General features: G+C 51.9%; 15 protein-coding genes. 4 read left to right on the top strand and 11 right to left on the bottom strand.

Annotation, left to right across the window (positions count from 1 at the left end; genetic code table 11):
* Positions 1-99: 99 nt before the first annotated feature.
* A complete protein-coding gene (locus G9409_RS00835; RefSeq protein ID WP_166807429.1) occupies positions 100-900 on the bottom strand; it encodes an inositol monophosphatase family protein in 801 nt (266 codons plus the stop codon).
* A 204-nt stretch (positions 901-1,104) separates the two neighbouring features.
* Here G9409_RS00835 and G9409_RS00830 point away from each other — a divergent pair, with 204 nt between their 5' ends.
* The gene (locus G9409_RS00830) at positions 1,105-1,581 is read left to right on the top strand and encodes a TspO/MBR family protein (protein ID WP_166806999.1); all 477 of its coding nucleotides are present in this window, start codon (positions 1,105-1,107) and stop codon (positions 1,579-1,581) included.
* 144 nt (positions 1,582-1,725) lie between these two features.
* Here the strand turns inward: G9409_RS00830 and G9409_RS00825 are convergent, their stop codons facing one another.
* From G9409_RS00825 to rsmI, 6 genes are all read right to left on the bottom strand, one after another.
* Positions 1,726-2,220, bottom strand: a complete 495-nt coding sequence (locus G9409_RS00825; protein WP_166806998.1) for a DUF4405 domain-containing protein — start codon at positions 2,218-2,220, stop codon at positions 1,726-1,728.
* 279 nt (positions 2,221-2,499) lie between these two features.
* Entirely contained in the window at positions 2,500-4,503 is a 2,004-nt protein-coding gene (acs, locus tag G9409_RS00820) for an acetate--CoA ligase (protein ID WP_166806997.1), read from the bottom strand.
* 188 nt (positions 4,504-4,691) lie between these two features.
* A complete protein-coding gene (gene leuS, locus G9409_RS00815; RefSeq protein WP_166806996.1) occupies positions 4,692-7,121 on the bottom strand; it encodes a leucine--tRNA ligase in 2,430 nt (809 codons plus the stop codon).
* A 135-nt stretch (positions 7,122-7,256) separates the two neighbouring features.
* Positions 7,257-9,452: a polyribonucleotide nucleotidyltransferase gene (locus G9409_RS00810; protein WP_166806995.1), complete on the bottom strand. Its 2,196-nt coding sequence runs from the start codon at positions 9,450-9,452 to the stop codon at positions 7,257-7,259.
* Between the two features lie 206 nt (positions 9,453-9,658).
* On the bottom strand, positions 9,659-10,510 hold the full coding sequence (gene panC, locus G9409_RS00805) for a pantoate--beta-alanine ligase (RefSeq protein ID WP_166806994.1): 852 nt from the start codon (positions 10,508-10,510) through the stop codon (positions 9,659-9,661).
* Positions 10,494-11,228 (bottom strand): 16S rRNA (cytidine(1402)-2'-O)-methyltransferase, encoded by a 735-nt coding sequence (rsmI, locus tag G9409_RS00800; RefSeq protein ID WP_166806993.1) that lies wholly within the window; start codon positions 11,226-11,228, stop codon positions 10,494-10,496. Before rsmI ends, panC begins: the two co-directional genes overlap by 17 nt.
* A gap of 135 nt (positions 11,229-11,363) precedes the next feature.
* On the opposite strand from rsmI, the gene G9409_RS00795 reads away from it, so the two are divergent.
* Together G9409_RS00795 and sppA are read left to right on the top strand one after the other, a co-directional pair.
* Entirely contained in the window at positions 11,364-12,347 is a 984-nt protein-coding gene (locus G9409_RS00795) for an ABC transporter ATP-binding protein (RefSeq protein ID WP_166806992.1), read from the top strand.
* 91 nt (positions 12,348-12,438) lie between these two features.
* Positions 12,439-14,148, top strand: coding sequence for a signal peptide peptidase SppA (gene sppA / locus G9409_RS00790; protein WP_328700104.1), 1,710 nt, complete (start codon positions 12,439-12,441; stop codon positions 14,146-14,148).
* Positions 14,149-14,329: 181 nt separating this feature from the next.
* On the opposite strand, the gene G9409_RS00785 is transcribed toward sppA, so the two are convergent.
* From G9409_RS00785 to G9409_RS00775, 3 genes are all read right to left on the bottom strand, one after another.
* Entirely contained in the window at positions 14,330-15,637 is a 1,308-nt protein-coding gene (locus tag G9409_RS00785; protein ID WP_166806990.1) for a DcaP family trimeric outer membrane transporter, read from the bottom strand.
* A 117-nt stretch (positions 15,638-15,754) separates the two neighbouring features.
* Positions 15,755-17,305, bottom strand: coding sequence for a YifB family Mg chelatase-like AAA ATPase (locus G9409_RS00780; RefSeq protein WP_166806989.1), 1,551 nt, complete (start codon positions 17,303-17,305; stop codon positions 15,755-15,757).
* A 106-nt stretch (positions 17,306-17,411) separates the two neighbouring features.
* Positions 17,412-20,168, bottom strand: a complete 2,757-nt coding sequence (locus G9409_RS00775; protein ID WP_166806988.1) for a phosphoenolpyruvate carboxylase — start codon at positions 20,166-20,168, stop codon at positions 17,412-17,414.
* Between the two features lie 229 nt (positions 20,169-20,397).
* On the opposite strand from G9409_RS00775, the gene G9409_RS00770 reads away from it, so the two are divergent.
* Positions 20,398-21,048: a photosystem P840 reaction-center cytochrome c-551 gene (locus G9409_RS00770; protein ID WP_166806987.1), complete on the top strand. Its 651-nt coding sequence runs from the start codon at positions 20,398-20,400 to the stop codon at positions 21,046-21,048.
* Positions 21,049-21,127: 79 nt separating this feature from the next.
* Here the strand turns inward: G9409_RS00770 and queF are convergent, their stop codons facing one another.
* Complete coding sequence (gene queF / locus G9409_RS00765) at positions 21,128-21,478, bottom strand: preQ(1) synthase (RefSeq protein WP_166806986.1); 351 nt, start codon at positions 21,476-21,478, stop codon at positions 21,128-21,130.
* Positions 21,479-21,613 lie beyond the last annotated feature (135 nt).

Here is a 21,613-nt window from a genome sequence, read left to right as displayed (position 1 = left end):
GCTATACTATAGCCTTTTGCCGATTACAGGAGTAAGGGGTAACCGATAAAGCGTACAAGATAATAAAGATCGTATTCCTGTTCAAATCACGGCGGGCCATCATGCGGTAAAGTGCCTCTTTGCCTGATCGAGCAGGAGCGGATGAGTCACACTGTTGCCGGCGATGATGCTCTGCTGCCCGAAGAGATCGCTCTCTCCTCCAAAGCCGGTCACGCTTCCCCCGGCTTCACGGACCAGCAGGGCACCGGCGGCAAAATCCCAGGGAAAAAGCCGGTACTCCCAGAAGCCGTCAAAGCGACCGCAGGCGGTGTAGGCCAGATCAATTGCCGCTGAACCGGCACGCCGAACTCCCGCTGAATGTTCAATGACCTCCTTGAGCATGCCGAAATAGGCTTCCAGATAGTGGTACTCCTTGAAGGGAAGACCGGTTGCTATGAGAAAGCTGTTACTGTCCGTGCGGTTTGAAACAGAGATGCGCCTGCCGTTCAGGTATGCGCCTTTTCCCCTTTCAGCAGAGAAGAGCTCCTCAAGAAGTGGCTGAAAGACTACTCCGGCAAGGAGATCATCTCGCTCATTTTTCAATGCGATGCTGATTGAAAATACCGGGAATGAGTGAATAAAATTAAGCGTGCCGTCAAGCGGGTCGACAATCCAGGTGCGTCCCGAACTCCCTTTCCTGATTGTCCCCTCTTCCGAGAGAAGGCTGTCTTCGGGGAAATCCGCCATGATTATTGCTGTAATTGCAGCTTCACACCTTTTGTCGACTTCAGTCACAAAATCCTTGGACTCTTTTGCATGGATTTCGCGCTCGGTGAGCTCTCCGAGTTTTTCAAGAGTTATGGCCCCTGCAGCCCTTGCCGCGTTGACGGCGGTCTGCAGTTCCTTGCTCATTTGTTCCATGGTGTAGCATGCGGATAAGTTTTGCATAACTGGCACTCAATATAGCATTTTGAATTCAGTTGAGAGTTGAGAGAATGGGACCTATGGGTCTTATGAAACTTATAGGTCCTATATGCCTGGCAAGGGAATTATCGGGAAAGTTGATCTGTTAGATAATCAATTACTATACCGGGTTTTAAAATAAATATTCAAACACCAAAAATCATGAAACTCAACGTCCCAAAACTGGCACTCAGCATTGCATTCTGTTTTCTGTTTGCATTTGCCGGAGGAACCTTTACGCCGCAACCGGGCTCGGAGTGGTACTATCAGGTGCTCAATAAGCCGTCGTGGAATCCTCCTGACTGGCTTTTTCCGCCGGCATGGACTCTTTTCTTCCTGCTCATGGGCATCGCTCTCTACCTTGTTGTGATGCAGTGGAATGAAAATAAACTGGTGAAGGGGGCTCTTGCGGTGTTCGGTGTTCAGCTTCTTTTGAATCTTGCATGGTCAGCGCTCTTTTTCGGACTGCACTCCCCGCTCTTTGCTCTGGTGGATATTGTGCTGCTCTGGCTTGCGATCGTGCTTACTATCGTGAAATTCAGGGCGATTTCGCCTTTGGCGGGCAATCTCCTGATTCCCTATCTCCTCTGGGTCAGTTTTGCCTCGTTTTTGAACTTTACGATCTGGCAGCTTAACTGAAGAGGAGGAAAGTGGACTTAAGTGGACGTGAGTGGACAAGAGAGGAAAAAGTGCTGAGTAGAGGGTGCTGAGTTGCTCTCTTTTAGGTTCTTTTGGTTTTTTTTTTGAATTTCAGGGCAGGCACGGTACCTGCCCTGAATGTTATTATTTTTTTGGCTGATCGAAGATGATGCCGAGTATATCCTTCTCTTCCCTGCTGTTTTTTGCTGCAATTTCGCGGATGGTCATGGATGGCTTCTCAACGGTAATACCCTTGCTCTGGAGTTTGCTGATAATGGTTTCGCTTTTTTCGGCGGCAACTCCGGCAACCGTTTCGAGGCTCGAAGATTCAACGGCACGGAGGATATTCATCCGGGGGTTTGACTCTTTTTTTACCGGCGCGAAGACCGAGATCAAGGTGACAAGGAGCCCGGTGCCGATAATGGCAAGTGCGGGTTTTCGGGAGAAGTAGGCGGTAAATGATTTCCAGTTTGCGGCGATATGGAGTGCTACACCAGCGGTAAGCGCCCAGCTCAGCCATTCATGTACCGGCCCGATAAATCCTGTTTCAATTTTAAAGAACATCAGTATGCCGGTGACGGCAAGAATGATGAAGGTTCCTGTGGCAAGGGGAGTAGCCCATGATTTCATTGAGGACATGTTGTTTTTTTGTTTGGTTCAGGTTGTCTGACGGTTTGATTCCGGTATCAAGATCCCGGGTTCCTGAGTGTGACGCCGTTGCGGCTGAAAACCTGCGCTTGTTTAAGAAAAGAACGTGGACAGCAAGAGGGTGGACTTTGTGGACAACAGTGGACTGGAGTGGACAAGAGAAAGAGTGCTGAGTTTTCTTTGTCCTTGCTGTCCTTTTTTTGATTTAAAACGCAAAAAGCGCAGGGTGAGCTGCGCTTTTTGCGTTGTTATGCTGTCTTGTGAATGGAATCAGTCCTCTTCAGATCCGCGAAGGTTTTCCAGTACGCCGAAATCCTCAAGCGTGGTGATATCTCCCTTGATCTCATTGCTGGTTGCAAGTTCACGGAGGAGACGGCGCATGATTTTACCGCTTCTGGTTTTCGGAAGACCTTTGGCCCATCTGATCTCATCAGGTTTTGCAATAGGTCCGATCTCCTTGGCTACATGGTTGCGGAGCGCCTCACGGAGCTTCATGTCGCCGACATACTCGTCTTTCAGCGTTACGAAGGCTACCAGGGCGTTACCCTTGATCTCATCCGGACGGCTGACAACAGCGGCTTCCGCCACAGCTTCGTAGGAGACAAGTGCGCTTTCGACCTCGCTTGTGCCAAGGCGGTGGCCTGAAACGTTGACCACATCATCAACACGTCCCATGATCCAGATGTAGCCGTCATCATCCTTGCGGGCGCCGTCACCGGTAAAGTACATGCCGGGGAACTCCGACCAGTAGGTCTTTTCGTAGCGTTCGTTATCGTTGTAAATGGTACGGAGCATTGACGGCCATGGCTTTTTAATGACGAGGTATCCGCCTTCGTTGGCTTTGCATGGGGTTCCGTCCTTGTGGACAACATCGACTGCAATGCCGGGGAGCGGACGGGTTGCCGTGCCGGGTTTGGTCGGTGTTGCACCGGGAAGCGGAGAGACCATGATGCCGCCGGTCTCGGTCTGCCACCAGGTATCGACAATCGGGCATCTCTCCTGTCCGACCACCTTGTGGTACCACATCCAGACGTCGGGATTGATGGGTTCGCCGACGCTGCCGAGAAGTCGGAGCGAGCTGAGGTTGTGTTTGGTGACCCACTCGTTTCCGGCGCGGATGAATGCGCGAATGGCGGTTGGTGCGGTGTAGAGGATGGTAACTTTATGGCGGTTGATGATATCCCAGAACCGGTCCCACTGAGGATAGTTCGGAGCACCTTCATACATAAGCATGGTAGCGCCGTTGAGCAGCGGACCGTATGCCATATAGCTGTGTCCGGTAATCCAGCCTACATCGGCCGTACACCAGTAGATATCCTCATCCTTGATATCAAAAACGTATTTGAAGGAGCTTGCCGCATGCACCATGTATCCGGCGGTGGTGTGCAGGATACCCTTCGGTTTTCCGGTTGAACCGCTGGTGTAGAGCACAAAGAGCGGGTGTTCGGAATCGACCTCGACCGGTTCACACTCGTCGGAAGCAAGACCCATGAGATCGTGCCACCAATGGTCCATGCCGTCGTGCATGTTGATGGTCTCTCCGGTGACTTTGAGTACGATAACGCTGCGGACCGAAGGCGTGTTGACGATCGCTTCATCAACGATATTTTTCAGATTGATAGATCCGCCGCGGCGTCTGGTGCCGTCTGCGCAGATGACCATCCTGGCACGGGAGTCATTGACCCGCTCGGTGATGGCGTGAGCCGAGAAACCGGCAAAAATAACGTTATGGACAGCTCCGACACGTGCACAGGCCAGAACGGCAATGACCAGCTCGGGAACCATGCCCATGTAGATGGCAACCCTGTCACCGGGTCTGATACCGGCTATTTTCAGTACGTTTGCAAATTTGCTGACCTGGCGGTGCAGTTCGCCGTAAGTAAGCACACGCTGGTCACCTTCCTCGCCCTCCCAGATAATGGCAGCCTTGTTCTTTCTCCAGCTGTTGACATGGACATCAAGGGCATTGTAGCAGATATTGGTTTTGCCGCCGTTAAACCATTTGGCATAAGGGCTGTTCCACTCCAGTACGCTGTCCCATTTTTTGAACCAGTGAAACTGTTCGGCAATTCCTCCCCAGTATGCATCAGGATCTTCGGCAGCTGCAGCATAGAGCTTTTCATAATCCGCCATTGACTTGACATGGGCATTTTTCGAAAACTCTGCAGGGGGCGGAAACTTCCGTTTTTCAGAGAGCACGGAGCTGATCGAATCGTTTGCAGAAGACGAGGTCACGGTGTTCTGTGAGCTTGGTGTTGTTTCGTCTGTAGCCATTGATACCAGATTTTATGTGTTGAAAAAAGAAATATACCCCCGTTAAAGGTATGTCAGGAACATGGAAAATAACCGGTTAAAGCGGAGAATAAAAAGCCGTATGACGAGTTTTTCTATTTCACGCTGAATTCTACATAAAAATTTTCATCCTGCCAATATGTCCCGGGCAGTTCACTTTTTCCGCTTGCTTATTTCACTGCAAAATTGACCAGCTTGTCCGGGACAACAATTTCGCGGACAATACTCTTTCCCTCAAGAAATTTAATGACCGATTCAACCTTCAGAGCCTCTTCAAGGAGCAGCGCTTTCGGACTTTTTGACGGAGCCTGGAAGGTGCCTCTCAGTTTTCCGTTGATCTGTACGGCAATGGTCAATACCGAATCTTCAACAAGCTCCGGTCGATATGAAGGGAAGGGAGCCTTGCTGATGGAGCTGCTGTGACCGGCAGCTTCCCAGAGCTCTTCGGTAATGTGAGGAGCGTAAGGGGCAAGCAGGATGAGCAGGGTTTCCACAGCTTCGCGATTCCGGCATCCGGCCTTGTGCAGCTCGTTGACGAAGACCATCATTTCGGATATGGCGGTGTTGAACTTCAGGTTTTCGGTATCCTCGCCGACTTTCCTGATGGTTTTATGCATCTTCCTCAGCAGTTCTTCGGGCATCGGATCATCTGACAGCTTTGCAGCAGGGCTCTCTTCATCCCGGTCGGAATCGGAGTGAAAGAGTCGCCAGACTTTGGAGAGAAAACGGCTGATCCCTTCAATGCCGTTGGTGTTCCAGGGTTTTACCTGCTCAAGCGGCCCGAGAAACATCTCGTAGAGGCGAACGGCATCGGCACCGTAGCGCTCCAGAACATGGTCTGCCGGGATGACGTTGCCCCGTGATTTCGACATCTTCTCATTGTCTTCACCGAGTATCATTCCCTGGTTGAAGAGTTTTCTGAAGGGCTCCCGGGTACTTACAACACCAAGATCAAAGAGCACCTTGTGCCAGAATCGGGCGTAGAGGAGATGCAGAACAGCATGTTCCGCTCCTCCGATATAGAGATCGACATTCATCCAGTAGCGCTCCTTTTCCGGGTCGATCAGTGCATTGGTGTTTGCAGGATCAATGAAGCGCAGATAGTACCAGCAGCTGCCGGCCCACTGGGGCATGGTATTGGTCTCACGCCGGAAATCGCCGAATTCATCGCTTCCAAGGAGCCACTCCGCAATATTGGCAAGAGGAGACTCTCCGGTTGAAGAGGGGTGGTAGGCTTCAACTTCGGGAAGAACGAGTGGAAGAGTGTTTTCCGTACGAAGTGTTCCGTCTTCATAGTGCTTGATCGGGATCGGTTCACCCCAGTATCGCTGGCGGCTGAATATCCAGTCGCGGAGTTTGTAGTTTACTTTTCGTGCGCCCAGATTTTTCGATTCAAGCCATGAGGCCATGCATTCAAAAGCCTCCCTGAAGGGGAGCCCGTCGAGTGATATTTCACTGTTTGACGAGTTGACCGGGATGCTGTTTTTCTCGTCAAATACCTTCTCCTCTACATCATGGGGGCTTTTGATCACCTCAATGATCGGGAGGTTGTACTGTTTGGCGAACTCCCAGTCCCGCTGGTCGTGTGCCGGAACCGACATGATCGCTCCGGTACCGTAGCTTGTCAGGACAAAGTCGGAAATCCAGACTGGAAGGGGCTCATTGGTTGCAGGGTTTATGGCATAGGAGCCGGTAAAGACACCGGTTTTCTCTTTCTGCAGCCCGGTGCGTTCAAGTTCTGTTTTCAGTTTTGCCTGCCGGATGTACTCTTTTACCGCAACAAGCTGCGGAGCTGTTGCAAGTTTTTCTGCAAGCGGATGCTCGGGAGAGATAACCAGATAGGTTGCCCCGAAAAGGGTATCAGGACGGGTAGTATAGACCTTGAGTTTGCTTTTGTGGCAGCGGAGTTCAAAATCAATCTCAACACCTTCTGACCGGCCTATCCAGTTGCGCTGCATCTGTTTGACATTTTCCGGCCAATCCACTTCATCGAGATCGGCGATCAGACGCTCGGCGTAAGCGGTGATTTTAAGCACCCACTGCCGCAGGGGACGGCGGATAACGGTGTAGCCATCGGCAATTTTTTCTTCAACCTCTTCATTGGCAAGAACGGTTTTAAGCTCTTCGCACCAGTTGACGTCAACTTCGGACATATAGGCAAGCCCCATTTCATAGAGCCGGAGAAAAATCCACTGTGTCCATTTGAAGTATCCCGGATCGGTTGTGTTTATCTCCCTGGACCAATCGTAGGAGAAGCCCATTGCCTGCAGGGTCTCCTTGAAGCTTCTGATGTTCTGTTCGGTTGTTATTCTCGGGTGGGTGCCTGTTTTGATGGCAAACTGTTCTGCCGGAAGGCCGAAAGCATCCCATCCCATCGGGTGCAGTACATTGAAGCCGCAGCTCCTTTTGTAGCGCGCGGTTATATCCGAGGCGGTGTACCCTTCCAGATGGCCGACATGGAGTCCTGAGCCGCTGGGGTAGGGAAACATGTCGAGCACATAGTATTTCGGTTTATCGGCAGTTTCTGCGGTTTTAAAGCTCTCCTGCTGCTGCCAGTATGCCTGCCATTTCTTTTCTGTTTTTGAAAAATCGTACTTCATGGTGTTACGGATGAATGAGATCTCTGAAATAAATAACCAGAGGTCAATAAAGCGAACTCTCCCATCAATAAGAACGGGAGGGATAAAAAAAAGCAGTGCAGGTTTGGCTGCACTGCTTTTTCAGTGTTGTCATGTTCAGTCGTTTGCAGCGACAGGCTCCTGTGCTGCTTCCGGTTCGTTCTCCACAGCTTTTATGGAGAGTGCAAATCGGGTTTTTCCGGTACGGGGGTCTTTGCGTACATCGACCAGTTTTACCTTGATCTTGTCACCGATATTCAGGTGGTCGCTGACTTTATTGACCCGTTCGGTTGATGATATCTCCGAGATGTGGACCAGTCCGTCAGTTTTCGGCAGGAACTCGACAAAAGCGCCGAGCTCGTCACGGATATCGCGCACCTTGCCGAGGTATACGGTTCCGACTTCCGGTTTGGCTAGCAGGGTTTTGATGGTGGCAAGCGCTGCGTTGGTGCCCTCCACGCTTGTGCATGCAATGGTGACAGTTCCGTCATCATCAATGTTTATCTGTGCTCCGGTCTCTTCGGTGATGCTGCGGATGGTCTCTCCACCCTTGCCGATAATCATGCCGATCGATTCAACCGGTACCTTGATGGTGGTGAGGCGCGGTGCAAACTGGGCCAGCTCTTCGCGTGACTCAGGAATAGCGGCATCCATTTTGTCGAGAATGTGCAGCCGTCCTTTGCGTGCCTGCTCAAGCGCAGTTTCGAGAACATGGTAGTCAAGCCCGTCGATTTTGATGTCCATCTGGCAGGCCGTGATACCATCCCTGGTGCCGGTTACCTTGAAATCCATGTCGCCGAGGTGATCTTCGTTGCCGAGAATATCGGAGAGAACAGCATAGGCTGATCCTTCCTTGATCAGTCCCATGGCGATGCCGGATACCGGTTTTCTGATAGGAACGCCGCCGTCCATCAGGGCAAGCGTTCCGCCGCAGACCGATGCCATTGATGAAGAGCCGTTGGATTCAAGAATGTCCGAAACAATACGGATGGTATAGGGGAACTCCTGTTCGGTGGGGGCAACCATTTTAATGGCGCGTTCGGCAAGGTTTCCGTGGCCGATTTCGCGGCGCCCGGTGCTTCCGATTCTTCCGGTTTCTCCGACCGAGAATGGCGGGAAGTTGTAGTGAAGCATGAACTTCTTGTCGGCGCTGTTTGTCAGGTTGTCCACTGACTGTGCATCTTTTTTGGTGCCGAGCGTGATGGTGACGAGCGCCTGGGTTTCACCTCTGGTGAAGAGTGCCGAACCGTGAGCTCTCGGAATGATGCCGAGTTCAATCGATATCGGGCGGACCTCTTCAAGGGTTCTTCCGTCAAGGCGTTTGGAGTCGTCAAGAATCATGTGACGCATCACCTTCTTTTCAACCGAGTGGATCTCCTCTTCAATGATATGCTCGTTCAGGCAGAGTGCTTTTGCCGGATTGGCCGCTATATCTTCACTGCTGATTGAGGATTTGAATTTCTCTACGATGGCCTGTATGGTTTCGCGGTAGATGTGTGCGGTCTGGTCGGCACGATCTTCCTTTCTGAGCGGCGTGTAGGCAAGCTCTTTCAGGCGGGTTTCGCATGTCGAGCGAACAGCTTCGGTAAGCTCGGCAGGAACCTGCACAGGGACGAAAGGACGGTCCGGTTTTCCGACTGCAGCGGCAATCTCATCCTGGAGTGTGCAGAGTCTCTTGATAGCATCGTGACCGAATTTGATGGCGTCAAGCATTTCAGCTTCTGAAATCTCCTGCATCTCGCCCTCAAGCATGCATATAGTGTCTTTCGTGCCGCCGATACAGATATCGAGGTCGCTCTCGGCCAGTTCGTTGACGTCCGGGTTGATGATGAACTTGCCGTTGATTCTGCCGACGCGTACCTCACTCATCGCGTTGCAGAAGGGAATATCGGAGACCATGATGGCGGCTGATGCGGCAATACCGCCGAGAACATCGCCGTCATTGATCTGATCGGAGGAGATGACCGTTATAATGATCTGTGTTTCGTAGAGGTAGCCGTCCGGAAAGAGGGGTCTGAGAGCCCGGTCGATAAGGCGCGCAGAGAGTACCTCTTTTTCGGAAGGGCGGGTTTCGCGTTTGAAAAAGCCACCCGGAAATTTGCCGGCAGCAGAATATTTCTCACGGTATTCAACCTGAAGCGGAAAGTAGTCCTGATTAGGCGGAGGTGTTTTTTTGCTTGAAACAACCGTTGCAAGCACCATGGTGTCGCCAAGGCGGACAACGGTTGCTCCGTCAGCCTGCTTGGCCATTTTACCGGTTTCGATAGAGAGTATCTTTCCCAGGCCGAGATCAATTTCTTTGTTGATAATCATGTAGATCGTGTGATAGTAGTGAAAAAAAATCTTTCGGGATATGTAGTGGCGCTTATCACGATTTATAGTGGGGCCTTGTATTTCGTTGTTCATTCCCGGCCGTACTCAGTGCAGGCTTAAGCATTTTATCAGAAGGCTGTCAATGAATGCGTTTTTAAATATAGCACAAAAAAGTTGTTTCCGGTAACGTTGAAGCGTGCGCTCCACTATGCATGGATTCTCCCGTTATCGATCAGTCGGACGCTTCCTGCCCATGCGGCAAGCAGCAGCCGGTACTCCTTTCCCTTCCCGGCGGTTTCAGCCGGTTCAAACCCTTCTTCATCAACAAATTCAACATAATCCGCACGAAAGCCGGGGGTTGAGGAGATCATCTCCATGATCTCTCCGGCAATGGTATGCAGTTTTGTTTCACCCTCAGCAACCCGCTTTTCGGCATGAAGGATTCCTCTGTGGAGAACGGCCGCATCACGGCGTTCCTCACTTGTAAGGTAGATGTTTCTGGAGCTTACCGCCAGGCCGTTTTCCTCCCTGATGACGGGGGCTCCGACAATCTTGATGTCAAGATTGAGATCGCCTGCCAGTGTTCGTATAATTGCGAGCTGCTGCGCATCTTTTTCACCAAAAATGGCCACATGCGGTTTGGTAATATGGAAGAGTTTGGTGACAACCGTGGCAACGCCGTTGAAATGGCCGGGCCGCTGCGCACCTTCAAGTCGTTCTGCGAGAGCTCCGCACTGAACGGTTGTTGAAAAGTTTTCGGGGTAGATGGTTTCTGCTTCCGGAGCAAAGAGGTAGTCGACTCCGGCAGCTTTGGCGAGAGCGACATCCTTCTCGAAAGGCCTCGGATAGCGGTGCAGGTCTTCGTTCAGTCCGAACTGACGGGGGTTGACAAAAATCGTAAGAATGACTGTTCCCGCACACTCCTGTGCGAGTTTCACCAGACTCAGATGTCCTTCATGCAGTGCGCCCATGGTCATGACCACACCGACAAGCTGCCGGTTGAGGCGAAGCTTTTCGGCTATGAGCTGCATCTGAGCGGGTTCAGTAATGATCTGCATGGTGCTCTTCTGATTTGTTTGATTTTTTGTCTGCGGGGTGAACAATAACGACAAATTCCCCCCGTCTCTTTGCTTCGGTCAGGTGGAGGCGGATCTCTTCAATAGTTCCGGTGATATACTCTTCATGTATTTTTGTCATCTCCCGTCCTATAAAAATCCGGGCATCCGCCATGACCTTTTCAATCTCGTCAAGCAGTTTCATGATTCTGAACGGGGACTCGTAGAGGACAATCGAAACATGGAGCCCGGCAAGCTGTTCAAGCCGGGTTTTACGCCCTTTTTTATGAGGAAGAAATCCTGCAAAAAAAAAGTTGTTGACCGGGAGCGGGCATACCGACAGAGCGGCGGTTAAAGCGCTCGGGCCGGGAATCGGAATGACCTTGAATCCTCTCTGGTGAAGGGCTTGCAGCATGGCGTATCCGGGGTCGCTGATCACGGGTGTGCCGGCATCGGTGGTAAGTGCGACATCCGAGCCCTCTTCAAGCAGGGCGATAATCTGTCCGATAGCTCTCGGCTCATTGTAGTTATGGTAACTGATGAGCTTTTTGCCTGAAATCTCAAGATTTTTAAGCAGAATTGATGCCCGGCGAGTATCTTCACAGGCGATAGCGTCGCACTGCTGAAGTGTTTTAACTGCTCTCAGGGTAATATCTTCGAGATTTCCGAGAGGAGTTGCAACAACGTAAAGTGTTCCGCTATGTAGCTGTTCTGATGGCAAGTGTAGAGATGCTTGAAACGAAGGATTTTTATTGTTCTGATCGAGCCCTTCACTTAATAGATAGAGAGCTCACTGGTAGATTCACATTGCTTTTAGTATAATAATAAAAATACGATAAACAGCGTTCAGTCAAAGATGAAGCTTCCACGGCGGTTACTCTCGGTCAGCGATCTGAGGGTACAATTTTTTCAGAGTCAGAGCGGGGGTTTTGCTAAACCCCTGCCGATCAAGGTGGTTAACGGGGTCTCTTTTGATGTTTTTGAGGGGGAGACACTCGGACTGGTCGGAGAGTCCGGTTGTGGTAAAACAACGCTCGGGAGGGCTCTGATCCGCCTCGGTCATGCCGCAGTATCGGGCAGGATCGTGTTTGACGACCGGGAGATCTCCTCGATCAGCAACCGTGAGTTCCGGACGCTGCGCAAGGAGATCCAGATGATCTTTCAGGATCCGTTCGGATCACTCAATCCCCGCTTGACCGTCGGGCAGATGCTTGGTGAAGTTCTCGCTGTCCATAATATTGCCCGCAAAGAGAGTGCCCGAAAGAGAATTGAGGAGCTGCTCGATGTTGTGGGTTTGCAGAGGGAGTATTTCAATCGCTATCCCCATGAGTTTTCAGGCGGGCAGCGTCAGCGGCTCGGCATTGCGCGGGCGCTTGCGGTCAATCCGAAATTCATTATCTGTGATGAGCCGGTCTCGGCGCTTGATGTTTCAATTCAGTCGCAGATCATCAATCTGCTTAAGGATCTTCAGCGGGAGCTGGGGCTGACCTATCTCTTCATTGCCCACGATCTGTCGGTTGTTGAATATATTTCCGACAGGGTTGCGGTCATGTACCTCGGAAAGATAGTTGAAATTGCCCGATCCGGCGAGCTCTATGCCAATCCAAAACATCCCTATACCCGGGCACTTCTTTCGGCAATTCCCTCTCCGGATCTCGGCGGGAAAAAAGAGCGGATTATTCTGAAGGGTGATCTGCCCGGACCAATGCATATCCCTTCAGGGTGCAGTTTTCATCCGCGTTGTCCCGTTGCCATGCCGGAGTGCCGGCAGAAGGAGCCTCAACTCAAGGTGATTGATAACAGTGATGGCCATCAGGTAAGTTGCCTCTTATATGAATAGTTCTCCAGAGCAAAATCGGGGATGCCGGCGTAAAAGCTGCCTTGTACTCACTCTTGTACCCATAGTGTTACTGGCGGTGTTTTTTTGCTTTTTGCGCTCTTCACATTCTCTGCCCGACCGTTTTGTGCTGAATCTTCAGCTTTCAGGTGATCTCAGCGAGATACGGGATGAAAGCAGCTCTCTGCCGTTTCTCTCCTCCGGAGCACCGCTTGCGCTGCAGGAGCTGCTCTTTATCCTTGACCAGGCGGCGGCTGATGAGCGGGTGAGTGAGGTGCTGCTTGAAATCGGAGGGTTGCACGCATCGCCGGCAAAAATCTGTGAGTTGCGCAGCTCGATTGAAAAGGTGCGTTCAGGGGGTAAAAAAGTTACGGCCTTTTTGAGTTCGGCGGAGGATAGTGATTATCTGCTTGCTTCGGCATGCGACACTATTGTAATGGAACGGGGAGGCTATCTTCTGCTTGACGGACTGAAAGCCGAAACACTTTTTTATACCACACCACTTGGAAAGATCGGCATCAGGTTTCAGGCAGCTCAGTGGAAGCAGTACAAGAGCGGTATCGAACCTTTTGTAAGAACCGGGGCGAGCCGTGAGTATTTTGAACAGATCGGCGGGCTGCTTGATGAGGTCTATGATGATTACCTTGGTTATGCATCCCGGCGGCGAGGAATCAGCCGCGATTCACTCAGCGGGATTATTGACCGGATTGCCCTGATCTCCGATTCCAGGGCAAAAACACTCGGACTGGTTGACTCCGCAGCTTCGAGCTGGGAGTTGAAGCGCGCCATGAACAGAAAAATAACAGGCAAAGAGCCGACCGGAGAGAACGATGCCCTGGTCTCCGGCGGAGAGTATCGTTCTGCAGTTGATTGGCCGATGAAGGGGGATGGTGATGAGCGTATTGCTCTGATAACGCTTTCCGGTCCGATTGTTCGCACTGCGGGTGAAAGCGCTCTCGGTATGGGAGAGGGCGTTGATGTGGAGAGTCTGAGGCACTCGCTCGATGCGGCCCTTGATGACAAAAAGGTCAAGGCTCTTGTGCTGCGCATCGACAGCCCCGGTGGAGATGCCCTCGCGTCGGCGGAGATGCTCCAGATGCTTGACTCTGCTGCCGTTAAAAAACCGCTTGTGGTCTCCATGTCGGGTGTGGCTGCTTCAGGCGGCTATATGGCAGCTCTTGCAGGGAAAACGGTTTTCGCTTCACCGCTTACCATTACCGGTTCCATCGGTGTTTATGCGCTCAAGCCCGAGATCAGCGCTCTTGTTGCAAAAACAGGTCTTGGTCGTGATGTGGTGACCAGGGGACGCCTGGCTGATGCCAATAGCCCTTTCAAACCGCTTGATAAAGAGGCCTACCGGAAATTTGTGGCAGCTTCAGGTGAGATCTATGATGATTTTATAGGCAAAGTTGCACGCTCAAGGAGAATGCCGCTGACGGAGGTTGACAGCGTTGCCGGGGGACGTGTCTGGAGCGGAACCCGGGCTCTGAAGGCGGGTCTGGTTGACCGTACCGGAGGACTCTTTGATGCCATTCATGCGGCCCGGCTTCTTGCAAAGATGGATATGAGCAAAACCCCCCGGATCATTCTTTATCCCGAACAGAAGAGCTGGATCGAAATGCTCGTACAGGGAAACAGTGCCGGGCTCCCGGGCATGTTCAGTGCGGCATTTAAAAAACAGCTCATGCAGGAGTTCCTTCCCGTCCGCCATCTCTCCTCAATTGCGGCGTTCTATGAGACGCTGATGCTCTCGGGCAGGGTGCATATGATGGCGATGATGCCCTCAGAGATTATTATTGAATGAAGAGCCTCACTATTTCTTTGTTACGCGGTATGATTACTGCGTTGGGCGGTGCTCAAAATCCTCAGGTACTTCGTGTACATTCCGGTTTTAGCGCTCCGTCCGCCTTGTTCTCATATCGATCACGACAAGTAATAGCGAGGCTTTTGCTGAAGTCCCTCCCTCCCCGACAAACACTCTTTCTCTAAAATTTGTAGGTCAGGGAGCTCTGTGCACGCAGGGCATCGGAGGTTCCTGAGTTCAGATATCCGGTCCGCCACTCTGAAAGCTGAATGCCGAGAATAAGGTCCGGTGTGATTTTATTGATGATGTTGGCGAAAATGGTCCCGTTCACTTTTCTGCCCCCTGCGGGAAGGTCACTATCCCTGGGGTCGTCAATACCTCCACCCATATTGATGGTGATTGATGGAGATGGCGTGTACCTTATGGCCCCCCATCCTCCACTGGAACGGATCTCCCTCAGTGTTGCGGTGTTGACGCCCTGACCGATACCGCCGAGATAGTCGTCAAGGTTTGTGCCGGTAAAGTATTCACCGGCCAGTGTCAGTTTCCGGCTCACCGGCATGGAGAGTTCAACACTGCATGACCATGAGTCAACTGTTTGATGCGTTCCTGCTTTATCGGTGTCCCACTCCTCCTCTGCGTAGTGGCCCGAGAGTGCAACGGTTGCCGGCTGATTACTCAACAGAACCGGTCCCGACCAGGCGATGCGGCCCTGGATTGCCGGAATCGCTGCATCCTTCCCCGGATCGGTGTTCCATGTATCGGCAAGAGTGTTTGTCTCTCCGATCGTTCTTGCTGCGGCTGCGGAGAGTTCCACATGACCTTTTTCGCCGGCAGAAAATCCTTTGGTCAGCCGGAACTGTGGATGACGGGAGCCGATATTGCCGCCGTTCCACATCAGCGCAGGGTCATCCACAAATGGAATAAGCGATGAGTTGACATCCCACGTCTGGCCGGCAAGAATGCTGAAATCCGATGCAGGCCAGTATGCCTTCAGATAGCCGTGACGGAGTCGGGGAATCTGGTTGTTTTCCGTTCCTCCGCCAAAAAAGTCCATTTCGATGTTGCCCGAGAGTTTTATGCTCTTCGTATCCGGACCGCTCAGATTTATGCCGATACGTGTTGCACCCGCGGTCATATTCCACTCCCCGTCATTGTTGTTCAGATTCTCTGGACGAACCCACATGGCGGTGTTGCCGGGATTGATTTTTCCTGAATCGTATGCGCCGTCAAGGCGGGCAAAGCCGTAGAGCTGCACCTTTGCTCCGGAAGCTGACGATACCGTAAGGGGAGTGCTTGTTACAGGTTTTTCTGACGTTGGAGCACTGCTCTTTACGAGAGCCTTCAGTTCGGCAAGCTCACGCTCAAGAGTGCTGATGCGCGCCTCTATGGCAGTTGTACTCCCTGAAGGTTCTGCAGCCAGGCCGTGTGCGGCGGAAAAAAGTATGCCGGCAAGCAGTGCATACCGGAAAGTTCCCCTTGCTTTCATGATCATGTTCCGTGTTACTGAGATTAAGGATGTCAACTGGCTATTGAAGCGGTAATATAGAGAGCGGGGTGGCAATATTCAATTATGGATCATGGTCTTCATAGAGGTTTGATGACATCAGAAGCTCCAGAAATCGCGGTCAAGGTTGCGGTACTGTATCCCCTGTATGAGATGCTTCATCGCTATCTTCTCGGAGCCCTCAAGGTCGGCGATAGTGCGGCTTACTTTCAGAATACGGTCGTGAGCCCTTGCTGAAAGGTTGAGGCGGTTCATGGCATCCATGAGTTTTTGTGAACTTTCGGTGTCGAGACGGCAGAAGAGTTTGATCATTTTCGCATTCATCTGGGCATTGGTATAGATTGTTGGCGTTCCGTTGAACCGCTCAAGCTGGATCTTTCTTGCCTCAATGACCCGTTTGCGGATTGTTTGCGAGTTTTCGGCTGTCGATGTTGAAAAGAGCTCGGTGTTCTCGACTTTCGGGACATCAATGTGAATGTCAATGCGGTCGAGCAGGGGGCCGGAAATTTTGGAGAGATATCGCTGGATCTGCGGAGGAGTTGCCGTCAGGTTTCCGTCACGGTCCTTAAGGGCGCCCGCCGGGCTCGGGTTCATGGCCGCAATAAGCATAAATCCTGCCGGATAGCGTGTCGTGATGGATATTCTTGAAACGGTCACCTCCCGGTCTTCAAGCGGCTGACGGAGTACTTCGAGGGCGTTACGGGTGAATTCAGGCAGTTCATCAAGAAAAAGAATACCGTTATGAGCAAGACTGACCTCTCCCGGTTTTGCATTTGAACCTCCGCCGATAAGCGCAATATTGCTTGTGGTATGGTGGGGACTGCGGAAAGGACGGGTGACCATGAGCGGTCGTTGCAGTTCCAGCAGGTTGGCTACCGAGTAGATTTTGGTGGTCTCAAGGGACTCTTCAAAGCTCAACGGAGGGAGAATTCCCGGCAATCCCTTGGCCAGCATGGTTTTTCCACTCCCCGGAGGGCCGATCATGATGACGTTATGGCCTCCTGCTGCGGCAATTTCAAGCGCTTTTTTTGCCGCCCCCTGCCCCTTGATATCGGCAAAATCAACCGGGTATTCCGGTTCCCGCTCAAAGAGCTCTGCGACATTTACGGTAACAGGAGCCTGTTCACTTCTGCCGTTCACAAGCTCAACGGTACCGTTGAGGGTTTCCACACCGTAAACCTTGATGGTTGCATTTGATGCCGAGACGGCCACAGCGGCTTCGGCAGCATTGGCCTGCGGCACGATCAGCCGTTTAATTTTCTCTTTTCCGGCCATGATCGCAACCGGCAGCGCTCCGTTGATTCTTCGTACCGAACCGTCAAGGGCAAGTTCACCGAGAATCAGTGTGTTTTCAAACCGGTGGCTTATGAGGTTGAGTGAGCCGAGCAGTCCGATGGCAATCGGAAGATCAAAGGCCGTCCCCTCTTTTTTTATATCGGCCGGGGCAAGATTGACCGTGATTTTTTTCGGAGGTATATCAAAGCCTGAATTTCTGATTGCGGTGAGAATCCGCTCCCGGCTCTCGCGGATGGCATTGTCCGGAAGTCCCACGACCGTAAACGAGGGAATCCCTCCGGTTACATTGGTTTCGACCGCCACTTGCATGGCGTCAATGCCAATCAGGGCTGCCGCGTTGAGGGTGGAGAGCATCAGAGTCGGTTGTTGAGTATTTTGGACTATCTGCGTAATAATAGGTAAAATTAGCAGTAATCCAACGTTTTTCAGACGGATCTGTCCGATCTGCCTGATCTCACCATTACCCGGTGGTGCGCAGACCTCCCGAAATTGCATTCACGGTCAGAAGGAGCTCGGGGAGCATGCTCTCCGCCTCCTCCTGCTTTCCCGAGTTCTTCAGCTCTCTCCATTGCCGGAGCAGAGTGATCTGCTGACGGTGGAGTATATCAAGTCCTTCACGGCGCAGGGAGATAAAGCGGTTAACATTGATTCGCTGTGTTTCGAGCTGCGCCGTATAGAGCAGGTCGATATAGGTTTTTGTCCGGTGGTACTCCGCTTCGATCAAGCCGAGAAACTTCTCCCTGAGGCTGCGGTCACTGACCATTGAGGCATACTGGCGCATGATCTGCAGGTCAGCCGAGGCAATGCTCGTGTCGGCATTGCTGATGATGTAGCGCAGCGGAGGCCAGGCATGGCTGCGCTGACGGATCTCTTCAAACGCCTCAGGATTGCTTTCGTGCAGGTATTCAAGCGCACTGCCGACACCGTACCAGCCGGAAAGCGAGAAGCGGGCCTGGTTCCAGCTGAAGACCCAGGGGATTGCCCGAAGGTCTTCAAGGCTGTTTTTACCGCTTCTTCTTGAGGGGCGCGAACCGATTCTGCTGGATTCAATGATGTCGATAGGTGTGGCCTGCCGGAAAAACGTGAGAAATCCCTTTGTTTCGATCAGCTCCCGGTATGCCTGGTAGCTTTTTTCCGACAGCAGGTCCATCATCGGCTCAAGCGGATGCACCCGATGTTCGCTCTGCTGCTGCTTTCCAAGTGCTCCGGCAACGCCGGCCATGAAGAGTTCAAGATTATAGACGGCGCTGATGCGATTGGCATATTTCTGTGCAATGGTTTCACCCTGTTCGGTAAAGCACATACCGGTTTTGAACGACCCGTAGGGCTGAGCCTTGATAAAGCGGTGCGTCGGGCCTGCTCCACGGCTGATGCTTCCGCCTCTGCCATGAAAAAAAAGAATATCCGTTCCGCTCTCTTTCCCTGCAGCAATCAGAGTCTCCTGTGCACGGTAGAGTGTCCATGTACTGGTAAAAATACCGCCGTCCTTGTTGCTGTCGCTGTAACCGATCATTGCCTGCTGGATTTTGCGTGGTTTTCCTGCCGCCTCTCTCCGGTATTCGAGGCTTCTTCGGGTGACCGGATGGTGGAGAAATTCAGAGAGAATCGCCGGACTTTTCCGGAGATCGTCAATGGTCTCAAAGAGCGGCACAACAGGGAGTATGCATGCGTCTCCATCTCCGGTCGGTGTCATCAGGCCGACTTCCCGGGCAAACAGGTAGACGATAAGCAGGTCGGAGACATTTCTGGTCATACTGACGATGAGCGATCCGAGACCGTCGGTGCCATAGCTCTTATTGTGCTTCAGCAGCACCCGGTAACAGGCGAGTACCGCTTCAGCTTCGGCACCTGCACTCATATCCGGATGGGTGAAGGGGCGGGGAGAGTGCAGTTCACGATCAAGAAATACTCTTCTGGCCGTTTCATCCCATTCAAGAAATCCGCTTCCGTCCAGGCCTGCAGCCGTCATGAGCTGCGAAAGGGCAAGCTCATGAATGTGGCTGTTCTGGCGTATATCGAGTGTGCCGAGATGAAAACCGAAAGTCTGAACAATCCGGTAGACCGGTGCAACCTCCATGTCGGCCAGATGCTGTGCTCCTACAGCAAGCAGGGAGTGGCGCAGGAGAGAGAGATCTTCGAGGAGTTCAACCGAAGCGTTATAGCCGCAATGGTTACACGCTGCCGGGATCTCCGCTTCAGGCGGAAGTGCGGCAATGAGCAGGTTGAGAAACTGGCGCCATGGTTCATGACGGTTTTTGCGGAGTGCATCACTGCCTTTCTCGGCGAGCTTTTTCTTTAATGTCTCCATGCGCAGCACCAGTGGTTTTCCGGGAGACTGGAGCCGGTCGGAGAGGCTCAGTTTGGATGCAAGTTCATAGAGATGGTGCCTGACAAGTTTCAGGGCGCTCCGGCGCATTTCGGCCAGGGTCTCTTCAGTAACTTCCGCCGTAACGAGCGGATGGCCGTCCCGGTCACCGCCTACCCAGCTTCCGAAGTTAAGGCGGGGGAGTGAGCGGGGATCGGAGAGATGAGCGGGATCAAATCCGGTTTCCCGCCACGCCTGCTGGAGTCGCTTGTCAAGCATGGGGAGTGCTTCAGGGAAAATATTGTAGAGGTAGTGAATAACATTGCGCCGTTCATCGTCAATTCCCGGCTTTTCGTAGAGAAGCTCTCCCGTTCTCCAGAGTCTTTCGAGCACGCTTTTGATCTCACTTTTGATTTCAAGCTGTTCAAGCGGGGTCCACATCTGGTTTTCACGTTTGACCAGAAGCAGATAGAGCTGACGATGCTGTTCGAGCACCGTCTTTCGTTTGGCTTCAGTCGGGTGCGCTGTCAATACGGTGTTAATGGCCACATCCGGCAGCAGGCTGCAGATCTCCTCCACAGGGATTTCGCGTTCACGAAACCGCAGCAGAGTTCTGCCCCAGAGTCCGGTGAGATGGGATAATCCCTTGTCGGCTTCCAGTGCCCGACGGTTCTGGGCGGCGGAGTTCTCCTCAGCCATATTGAGAAGCTGGAATACAATGGAGAAGGCCTGCAGGGCCCGCTCCGTGTCGGGATAGTGTTCAAGGGGGAGGCTTGCACCCTGCCAGGGGAGGTGGTCGGCAAGTTTTTTCTCACCGAGTTCACACAGTACCTCCTGAAAGCAGTGGAGCAGAAAGGTGAAATCGCGTTCGGCCTTCTCGAAATCTATGACGTTGCTGGTAGTGGTGAGCATCACGGTGAGGCGGTTTCCGGGTTGATTACGGTAATTTTTTGATTTTTGCAGTATTCGAAAAAATCAACTCAGTTACAAATGATGTTTCCCTGCTTTTGTCAATTACGACGAACGGGCAGGAGTAATACAAAAGCTTTTTAAGGTTTCTGTTTGTCGTCTTTACTATTTATGCTTATCTTGACTCTATAATTTTTTGGGTAAGCCACTAACACCTAACTCATTACCTGACATGGACAACAAATCAAATGGTAAGCTTGCTGCCCTGGCAGTAGGGGGAGCTGTCTTAATGGGGGCTTTGCTTTTCGGGTTGTCTTTTTTAACCGGGTACAAGCTCCCGGCTGACAATCTCTCTCCAATACTGACTCCCTTGCGCTCCTTTGCGGGATGGTTTGCACTGATCTTGTTTGCCTCGCTGACCATCATGGGGCTTGGCAAGATGTCCTCAAGAATCAGCGCCAAGTGGTTTCTGAGTTTTCCCCTTACCATCATTGCCATTGTTGCCCTGATGTTTGCCTCTCTTTGGCTGAGGCCTTCCGGTATTCTGATGTCGGGTACCGGGCGTACAACCCTGCTTGACGGTTCATCTATCCGTTCGGTTACAGAACTGAAAGCCTACTTGGAAAAACCGGTACTCTCTCCCAATGTTCCCCTTGCACCCGCAGGATTTGATTTTGTTGCTGCAAAGGCTCTCTGGACTGCCAAGTGCAACATCTGTCACTCGCAGGTTTCCACCATGGATGCATTGAAGAGCAAGTACAAAAAGACCGGCAAGATTGATGTGGTTGTCAATCGTATGGTAGGTGCTGCTGGCGGTATGATTACTCCTGAAGATGCCACAAAAATCATGCAGTTCCTGAACGAGGGGCTTGATAAATACTGATCGAAAGAAGTCCGATAGTTACATAAAGTATAAAAAAAGCCTCAGAGTGCTCCTCTGAGGCTTTTTTTATACCTGGTATTCATCGCGCAGCACTGTAGCTGACGCTGACGGTTTCGGTTATTCCGCCCCTTGCTTTCCATTCGGTTGTGACAGAGAGCGAGCGTGGCTGCATGACGCTGACCAGATCGTCAAGAATCCTGTTGGTGATGTTCTCGTAAAAGATGCCGGCGTTGCGGAATTCAAGGTAGTAGTATTTCAGCGATTTCAATTCAACACAGCTTTTATCGGGGACGTAGCGGATGGTGATGGTGCCAAAGTCCGGAAGTCCGGTTTTCGGGCAGACCGAGGTGAACTCCGGATTGACTATTTCAATGGTATAGTCCCGGTCCGGGTAGGTGTTGCTGAAGATTTCGAGGATCTCTTTTTTCATCTGGTGTGCGGTTTGGTGAAGTTATCTTGTTTTGAAGTTTCTGTTTGATGCAAAATAGAAATCCGGATCTATTTTTCGGTAAATTCCGTTGATTTTTTATGGATCGAAAACCGGGGAGTTCTATCCATGCCGGTA

The sequence above is a fragment of the Candidatus Chlorobium masyuteum genome, from assembly GCF_011601315.1.
GTDB lineage: Bacteria > Bacteroidota > Chlorobiia > Chlorobiales > Chlorobiaceae > Chlorobium > Chlorobium masyuteum.
The sequence above is the reverse complement of the archived record's forward strand: the minus strand, read 5'-3'. Positions and strand labels throughout refer to the sequence as shown.

Bases quoted from the DNA above. Each gene is read 5' to 3' on its own strand.
- G9409_RS00830 (WP_166806999.1), top strand. From the start codon at position 1,105: ATGAAACTCAACGTCCCAAAACTGGCACTCAGCATTGCATTCTGTTTT.
- queF (WP_166806986.1), bottom strand. From the start codon at position 21,478: ATGAAAAAAGAGATCCTCGAAATCTTCAGCAACACCTACCCGGACCGG.
- acs (WP_166806997.1), bottom strand. From the start codon at position 4,503: ATGGCTACAGACGAAACAACACCAAGCTCACAGAACACCGTGACCTCG.
- G9409_RS00810 (WP_166806995.1), bottom strand. From the start codon at position 9,452: ATGATTATCAACAAAGAAATTGATCTCGGCCTGGGAAAGATACTCTCT.
- G9409_RS00780 (WP_166806989.1), bottom strand. From the start codon at position 17,305: ATGCTCTCCACCCTCAACGCGGCAGCCCTGATTGGCATTGACGCCATG.
- leuS (WP_166806996.1), bottom strand. From the start codon at position 7,121: ATGAAGTACGATTTTTCAAAAACAGAAAAGAAATGGCAGGCATACTGG.
- G9409_RS00785 (WP_166806990.1), bottom strand. From the start codon at position 15,637: ATGAAAGCAAGGGGAACTTTCCGGTATGCACTGCTTGCCGGCATACTT.
- panC (WP_166806994.1), bottom strand. From the start codon at position 10,510: ATGCAGATCATTACTGAACCCGCTCAGATGCAGCTCATAGCCGAAAAG.
- G9409_RS00825 (WP_166806998.1), bottom strand. From the start codon at position 2,220: ATGTCCTCAATGAAATCATGGGCTACTCCCCTTGCCACAGGAACCTTC.
- G9409_RS00775 (WP_166806988.1), bottom strand. From the start codon at position 20,168: ATGCTCACCACTACCAGCAACGTCATAGATTTCGAGAAGGCCGAACGC.
- G9409_RS00770 (WP_166806987.1), top strand. From the start codon at position 20,398: ATGGACAACAAATCAAATGGTAAGCTTGCTGCCCTGGCAGTAGGGGGA.
- G9409_RS00795 (WP_166806992.1), top strand. From the start codon at position 11,364: ATGAAGCTTCCACGGCGGTTACTCTCGGTCAGCGATCTGAGGGTACAA.
- G9409_RS00835 (WP_166807429.1), bottom strand. From the start codon at position 900: ATGGAACAAATGAGCAAGGAACTGCAGACCGCCGTCAACGCGGCAAGG.